The sequence below is a fragment of the Arsenophonus sp. ENCA genome, from assembly GCF_002287155.1.
In the GTDB taxonomy this organism is placed as follows: Bacteria; Pseudomonadota; Gammaproteobacteria; order Enterobacterales; family Enterobacteriaceae; genus Arsenophonus; species Arsenophonus nilaparvatae.
In genome coordinates this window covers 1-7,620 of record NZ_NHNG01000556.1, presented here as the reverse complement: position 1 = coordinate 7,620, position 7,620 = coordinate 1, and the positions used below count along the sequence as shown (strand labels likewise).

Sequence of the window (7,620 nt, the reverse complement as noted above, 5' to 3'; positions counted from 1 at the left end):
ATCGAGAAGTTAAACAAAATTGTGGTATTGAACGCTGTCAGGCTCGCACGAGCCGAGCGCAAAGAAATCATATTTTTCTCGCTATTTCTGCGTGGTTTGAACAACATAAACGTCGTATATCTGAAAAAATAACCCTTTATCAACAAAATTGGGACGTAATCAAAAATGCTATTGCTGAGCACATCCGTGTTTTATTAGCGTACCCAAATTAGTTTTGTGCGAAACTCGTGCTTAATTTTCCTTTACGCTTTTATTCATCAATTGATGAGTAAATTGCGTTAACGGGAGGGCATTATAGATTGATTTTAGCTTTGTACAAGTACTTTTTTGAAAAAAATAAATTTGCTTTATTTATGAACAATACTGTTATTTTTTTATTGCCGATTTTTTATCTTATTAGGTAAATCTGCCAGGCTATTTATAATCCAATCAGCAGACTTTTTATCATCTTTAGTGACAGATTTTCCTGTAGTTACCAATACATTAGTACCAATATGCGCTTCTTTACCGGCTTGCATATCAGAAAGCTTATCGCCCACCATGTAAGAGGCCTTCATATTAATATTAAGTTGTTTTTGCGCTGCCAATAGCATACCAGCTTTCGGCTTACGGCAATCGCATATTTGTTTATATTTTTGTTCCATTGCATCAGGATGATGAGGACAATAATAAATACCATCAAGCTTAACGCCACGATCAATAAGAGACCAATCCATCCATTCAGTCAGTTCAAGAAATTGTGTTTCTGTGAAGAATCCTCTTGCAATACCTGATTGATTAGTAACAAGAATCAATGCATAGCCCATTTTTTTTAATTCAAGCATTGCTTCAATTGCGCCTTCGATAAACTGAAAATTATCTATTTCATAAACATAACCATGATCGAGGTTAATAGTACCATCACGATCGAGGAAAATTGCCGGAATACTTTGACTCACCACATTACTCCATTAAATTTAACTTTGTTCATTATATGAAAAGCAGCTAAATAAGAACAAGAGTCGTATTTATATTTTTGTTGACTTAGACGTCTAGACACCTTAACATCCGTGTTAAATATAGTCGAATTTTCTTACCACTCTATTTCCATTATTTAGTAGATCACAATAATGATAAGATTTTCTAACATTAATAAAATTTTTCACCAAGGAGCACATGCAATTCACGCATTAACCAATATTAATCTGCATGTTCCTCAAGGCCAAATTTACGGGGTTATCGGTGCTTCCGGTGCCGGAAAAAGTACGCTAATTCGTTGTGTCAATATGCTTGAACGCCCAACGACAGGTGAAGTATTGATTGATGGGCAAGCGTTGACAGATCTTTCTGAAAAACAATTAATCTTAACGCGTCGTTCTATCGGCGTGATTTTCCAACATTTCAATCTACTTTCATCACGCAATGTTTTCGATAATATTGCCTTACCTCTAGAACTAGATAACACGCCAAAAGCCGAGATCCATCAACGCGTAACAGAGTTATTAAAGCTAGTCGGTTTAGCAAATAAAAAAGATGCCTATCCAGCCAGTCTATCTGGAGGACAGAAGCAACGCGTTGCTATAGCTCGCGCTTTAGCCAATTCGCCTAAAATATTATTATGTGATGAAGCGACAAGTGCATTAGATCCAGCAACAACCCGTTCTATTCTTGAGCTATTAAAAGATATTAATCGACGTTTAGGTTTAACCATCTTGCTTATTACTCACGAGATGGATGTTGTAAAACGTATATGCGATCAAGTCGCGATTATCAGTGAAGGACGTTTAATAGAACAAGATAGCGTTAGTGAGGTATTTTCTCATCCTAAGACACCAATTGCGCAAAATTTTATTAAATCAACATTCGTATTAGATATTCCCGAAGATTATCAAACACGTTTGCAGATGGTGCCAGCACCAGATTTATCACCATTATTGAAATTGGAATTTACCGGTAAGTCAGTCGATGCACCATTAATTTCAATGGTTGTTAGAAAATTTAATATCGACATCAATATATTGAGCTCACAAATTGATTACGCCGGGGGTGTTAAATTTGGTTTTATGCTTGCTGAATTTCATGGTCTTGACGAAGGTATTGAAAAATCAATTACTTTTTTAGAAGAGCACCATGTAAAAGTGGAGATCTTAGGTTATGTCTGAAAAAATGATCATTCTGCTACTAAATGGTACGTTAGATACACTTATCATGACTTTTGTGTCGGGATTTTTGGGGTTTTTATTAGGGCTTCCTATTGGCATATTACTTTATGTGAGCCGCCCCGGGCAAGTTATGGAAAATCTTGCCCTTTATCGAATAGTGTCTGCATTGGTTAATGTGTTTCGTTCCATTCCATTTATTATTTTATTGGTTTGGATTATTCCATTAACTAAATTAATTGTCGGCACATCTATCGGTATTCAGGCCGCAATCGTTCCGTTAACTATTGGTGCAGCACCTTTCATTGCCCGTATGGTTGAAAATACGCTGTTAGAGATCCCTAATGGCTTAATTGAAGCTGCTCGTTCAATGGGGGCAACACCGCTACAAATCATTGGTAAAATTCTGTTACCTGAATCTTTACCCGGTTTAGTCAATGCAGCGACCATTATTTTAATTATGTTAGTAGGTTACTCTGCAATGGGCGGCGCAGTGGGTTCTGGTGGACTGGGTCAGATTGCTATGCAATACGGCTATTATACCTATAACCCAACTGTTATGAATACGGTTCTTGCTTTACTGATTATTTTGGTTTTTGCTATTCAATTTGTTGGTAATCACGTAATGAAAAAAACCCGTAAATAAAATTATTGCTTAAAAGCACTAAGACTTAGTCTTATAGAGGTAATTATGTCTATCAAAATAAAAATCAGCACTGCTGTTGCAGCACTATTAAGCATATTAGTTTTTAGTGGCTGTGGTGAAAAAGTAGAAAAACCTAATCACATCAAAGTGGGTGTCATTATGGGGAAAGAGTTATCAGTAGCTGAAGTCGCACAAAAAGTTGCCAAAGAAAAATATCAGTTAGATGTTGAATTAGTTACCTTTAATGATTTTGTATTGCCAAATGAATCCCTGGACAAAGGCGATATTGATCTTAATGTATTTCAACATAAACCTTATTTAGAGCAACAAATTAAAGATCGCAATTATAAATTAGTCGCTGTTGGCAACACCTTTATTTATCCTATTGCGGCTTATTCTAAAAAAATTAAATCTGTTGAACAACTACCTGATGGCGCCCAAATCGCGATCCCGAATGATCCTACCAATTTAGGACGTTCACTATTGTTGCTACAAAAACAAGGACTAATCAAAGTAAATGCCAGTGCCGATTTACAACCCACTATATTGGATATCACCGAAAATCCAAAAAAGCTAAACTTTATTGAACTTGAAGCACCGCAATTACCCCGTAGTTTAGATGATCCGAAAATTGCACTAGCGATTATTAATTCAACTTGGGCTAGTAGCGCCGAACCTAAATTAACGCCCGCAAAAGATGGATTGTTCGTAGAGGATAAAAATTCACCTTATGTAAATCTCATTGTGAGTCGTGAAGATAATAAAGATAATGAAAATGTGAAAAAGTTTGTTAAAGCCTATCAATCCGAAGAAGTAGCTGAAGCAGCCAATAAAATTTTTGACGGTGGTGCTATCCCTGGCTGGTGATCGCTTTTTCAAAAAAAACGACATTATAATAAAACCAGCGGATTATATTCGCTGGTTTTATTATAAATTTTATACAGTCAATTGTTTTTATTATTATGGCTAAAACTGATTTGTAGTTCTATTTGATTTCTTTAATAAGGAATTTATATGCGCCTATTACTCTGTTGTCTTACACTCTGTATCTCAGGCTGTAATGTACTTTCTCCAGCTGAATATAATAAACCAGATAACTCGCTAAAAAATCCAAAAAATGTTATCAAAAAAAATCACCACAAAAGCGCTCTGTGGTAAAAATTATTGATAAAACAGAAGCATTACTGGGTAAACCATTTAAGGACCTGGGCATTGTTTCCGGTATTTCATGCCAACCTAACCGACAAGATCCAAGTGTAAGTATTCCCGTAGCGAAAAAAACATGCTGAAAAAGGCCTCTTCTCTCGGCGCGAATAGCGTGTTATTGCACAGTTGTGAAATAATTAGTACTCCAGATTGTTATCAAACTGCTATTTGTGAAGGCTCTGCGCTGAATATTATTAATGGATAATTCTCAATTTAACGTAATTGGGGTGATAGAATCACCTTATAAAGAAAAATTTGCCATCCCGAGACAACCAGGCTTAATTGATGATGGACAGGGTTATTTGCGCCTATTTCCACCTTATAATCATCCTGATGCTGTTCGTGGATTGGAACAATTTAGCCATATTTGGCTTATTTTCATTTTTCATCAAACCATGACTGAAGGTTGGCGTCCATTAGTAAGGCCTCCCCGTTTAGGCGGTAATACCAAAATGGGTGTTTTCGCCACTCGTTCTCCATTTCGTCCTAATCCAATAGGTATGTCATTAATAGAATTGAAAAATTTAATTATCCGTGATAACGAAGTAGGTTTAGCTTTAAGTAGTCTGGATTTAGTTGATGGCACCCCTGTGATTGATATAAAACCCTATCTGCCGTTTGCGGAATCTTTACCAAAAGCGGTTGCTGGATTTGCCCAAGCTGTACCGGCCAGTGAAATGAAAGTGTTATTTTCAGCTACTGCCCAAAAACAGTTGATTGAGCAACAAACCCGCTATCCTTTCCTTGAGCGTTTTATTCGTCAAGTTTTAGCGCAAGATCCACGTCCAGCTTATAAAAAAAGCGAAGCTGACGAAAAAATCTACGCTGCCCATTTGCTTGATTTTAATGTTAGATGGCAGGTTTCAGCAAATATCACTGCCGTTCTCGCTATAGATACGCTAAAAAATTAAGTTATCTCTTTAGACATTAGCAACTCGCTGGTAGACTAGAGGATAATTTTGTTTTAATGGTTGGTTAATACTAACTGGAAGTAATTCGTTGTTGATGGAAGCTAATAATGCGTACAAGCCAATATCTTCTCTCTACTTTAAAAGAGACTCCCGCCGACGCAGAAGTGATCAGTCATAAGCTGATGCTTCGCGCAGGTATGATCCGTAAACTTGCTTCAGGGCTATATGACTGGCTACCAACCGGTGTTCGTGTGCTGCGCAAAGTTGAGAAAATTATTCGTGAAGAAATGAATCGCGCGGGTGCAATTGAGATTTCCATGCCGATAGTTCAGCCAGCAGATTTATGGCAAGAAAGTGGGCGTTGGGAGCAATATGGCCCAGAGTTACTTCGTTTTGTTGATCGTGGCGAACGACCTTTTGTGTTGGGCCCGACTCATGAAGAGGTAATTACCGATCTTATTCGTAATGAAGTGACTTCTTATAAGCAGCTGCCGTTAAACCTTTACCAAATCCAAACAAAATTTCGTGATGAAGTAAGGCCACGTTTTGGTGTGATGCGCTCCCGTGAGTTTATTATGAAAGACGCTTATTCTTTTCATACCGATCAAAACTCGCTGCAACAAACTTACGATGCAATGTACAAGGCATATAGTACAATCTTTACCCGTATTGGCTTCAATTTTAGGGCAGTACAAGCAGATACTGGCTCTATTGGTGGCAATGCTTCGCATGAATTTCAGGTATTAGCTGATAGTGGTGAAGATAATATTGTTTTTTCTACCGCTTCAGATTATGCCGCTAATATTGAGCTGGCAGAGGCAATTTGTCTTACGGAAGAACGTGCTGCACCGGCTGAAGATATGCGTCTCATCGATACCCCTGACGCCAAAACTATTGCCGAGCTAGTTAGTCAACATAATTTACCTATTGAAAAAACAGTTAAAACCCTAATTGTCAATGCAGCAAAAGAGAGTGGTCATCAGCTTGTTGCCTTATTGATCCGTGGTGATCATGAATTAAATGAGATCAAAGCAGAAAAACATCCTCTGGTTGCAAGTCCACTGAAATTCGCAACAGAAGAAGAAATACGTGCAGTCCTGCATGCAGGTCCTGGTTCATTAGGCCCGGTTAACTTGCCAATACCAGCGATTATCGACCGCAGCGTTGCCGTGATGAGTGATTTTAGTGCCGGCGCCAATATTGATCATAAACACTATTTTGGTATCAATTGGCAACGGGATCTACCTTTACCCGACGTTTATGATCTACGCAATGTAGTCGAAGGAGATCCTAGTCCCGATGGTAAAGGAACTGTTCAAATTAAACGTGGAATTGAAGTTGGCCACATTTTTCAACTAGGAACCAAATATTCTGAAGCAATGAAGGCCAGCGTTCAAAATGAAAATGGCCATAATCAAACGGTAACGATGGGATGTTATGGTATCGGTGTCACGCGAATTGTAGCAGCAGCAATTGAACAGAGCCATGATGATAAAGGAATTATTTGGTCTGATGCGATCGCACCTTTCCAAGTTGCTATTTTACCAATGAATATGCATAAATCCTATCGCGTTAAAGAAGTTGCTGAAAAACTTTATTGTGATTTGCAAGCCAATGGTATTGATGTCATTTTTGATGATCGCAAAGAGCGGCCTGGTGTGATGTTTGCTGATATGGAGCTTATTGGAATACCTCATACCATCGTGATTAGTGATCGTAATTTAGATGACAACAAGGTTGAATATAAACAGCGGCGAGATAATGAGAAAGAATTTATTGATCTTGCTGAGATAGTTGATTTTCTAAAAACAAAACTTAACTAATCAGCCTTATTGATGCAAAATGCCCAGCTAAAAATAGCTGGGCATTTGATATATCTGATAATTAGTGAGAGTGGCAAGTTCGCAATTTATCAAATTTAATCTCGCCGGTCTGGATCAAGGTTGCATCAAACAATCCATCTTCCATTGATGGGCGGATGGTGTAGTAGCCCTCAACTTCGACATAAACAGGTTTACCCGCTTCAATACCGGTTGCCAGATATCCCTTTTCTAAATCGATATTACTCACACTGTAAGTACGTCCACTTTTACACTCTTTAAATAATGCCGCGTCAGCGATATAACTATATTGCCCGCTCTTTTTATCTGGCTTTACTTGCTCTAAGGTATAATTTAAATTACTTTCTATTCGATTTCCTTCCTGATCGAGATATTCTATTTTTTTACCATCAACGCTAGGTTGAAAATAGGTTTTTTGCTCATCAGAATCAATCAAAAAGAATTTAGTGCCTTTTTTAGTCCAATTTCCTGTAGTAAAAAAAGTATTTTTTTGTTCTTCCTTACCCAAATAGGTTAATTGCTCAATAAATTTACCATTCGGATTGAAAAGAACTGTTGTTTCAATACCTGAACAATCTGCACAAGGGAGTACGCCAGTATAAATTTTATCCATTGTTTGGCTTTGTGATTGTGGCAATTTATGCTGGCAGCCAGCAAGCATCATCGCACTTGCATATTACCATGCATGCAGATCACCCAATAACATTTAACCAGATCGCTTAATAACATCGATGGAGATCACTTTTGGCCCATTTTGTTATTCGGTGATCTCCATCAATGTTATTCTAATTATCACAGGTGTGTTGAACTGTATTCTTTGCCATATGAGGGTAGAGAATACCTATGCCAACAGTACCTATTTCAATGAGAAAACTAAA

General features: G+C 37.7%; 7 protein-coding genes and 2 pseudogenes. 7 read left to right on the top strand and 2 right to left on the bottom strand.

Going from position 1 to position 7,620, the window contains the following annotated elements; all coding sequences use genetic code 11:
- Positions 1–212, top strand: a pseudogene (locus tag CBG25_RS14415) (hypothetical protein); the annotation flags it as partial.
- Between the two features lie 162 nt (positions 213–374).
- On the opposite strand, the gene gmhB reads toward CBG25_RS14415, so the two are convergent.
- A complete protein-coding gene (gmhB, locus tag CBG25_RS14410) occupies positions 375–938 on the bottom strand; it encodes a D-glycero-beta-D-manno-heptose 1,7-bisphosphate 7-phosphatase (protein ID WP_290607480.1) in 564 nt (187 codons plus the stop codon).
- A gap of 171 nt (positions 939–1,109) precedes the next feature.
- On the opposite strand from gmhB, the gene metN reads away from it, so the two are divergent.
- The 6 genes and pseudogenes from metN (at position 1,110) to proS (ending at position 6,724) form a co-directional block, all read left to right on the top strand.
- Positions 1,110–2,141: a methionine ABC transporter ATP-binding protein MetN gene (gene metN / locus CBG25_RS14405; protein WP_290607478.1), complete on the top strand. Its 1,032-nt coding sequence runs from the start codon at positions 1,110–1,112 to the stop codon at positions 2,139–2,141.
- Positions 2,134–2,784 carry a methionine ABC transporter permease MetI gene (gene metI, locus CBG25_RS14400; protein WP_290607476.1) on the top strand — a complete coding sequence of 217 codons (651 nt, stop codon included), beginning with the start codon at positions 2,134–2,136 and terminating at the stop codon, positions 2,782–2,784. The genes metN and metI overlap by 8 nt, the downstream gene beginning before the upstream one ends.
- Positions 2,785–2,829: 45 nt before the next feature.
- Positions 2,830–3,651: a MetQ/NlpA family lipoprotein gene (locus tag CBG25_RS14395; RefSeq protein ID WP_290607475.1), complete on the top strand. Its 822-nt coding sequence runs from the start codon at positions 2,830–2,832 to the stop codon at positions 3,649–3,651.
- 284 nt (positions 3,652–3,935) lie between these two features.
- A pseudogene (rcsF, locus tag CBG25_RS21485) lies at positions 3,936–4,195 on the top strand (Rcs stress response system protein RcsF).
- Positions 4,188–4,901 (top strand): tRNA (N6-threonylcarbamoyladenosine(37)-N6)-methyltransferase TrmO, encoded by a 714-nt coding sequence (tsaA, locus tag CBG25_RS14380; RefSeq protein WP_290607470.1) that lies wholly within the window; start codon positions 4,188–4,190, stop codon positions 4,899–4,901. Before rcsF ends, tsaA begins: the two are co-directional and overlap by 8 nt.
- A gap of 107 nt (positions 4,902–5,008) precedes the next feature.
- Complete coding sequence (proS, locus tag CBG25_RS14375) at positions 5,009–6,724, top strand: proline--tRNA ligase (protein ID WP_290607469.1); 1,716 nt, start codon at positions 5,009–5,011, stop codon at positions 6,722–6,724.
- Between the two features lie 61 nt (positions 6,725–6,785).
- Here the strand turns inward: proS and CBG25_RS14370 are convergent, their stop codons facing one another.
- Positions 6,786–7,406 (bottom strand): copper resistance protein NlpE N-terminal domain-containing protein, encoded by a 621-nt coding sequence (locus tag CBG25_RS14370; RefSeq protein WP_290607467.1) that lies wholly within the window; start codon positions 7,404–7,406, stop codon positions 6,786–6,788.
- Positions 7,407–7,620 lie beyond the last annotated feature (214 nt).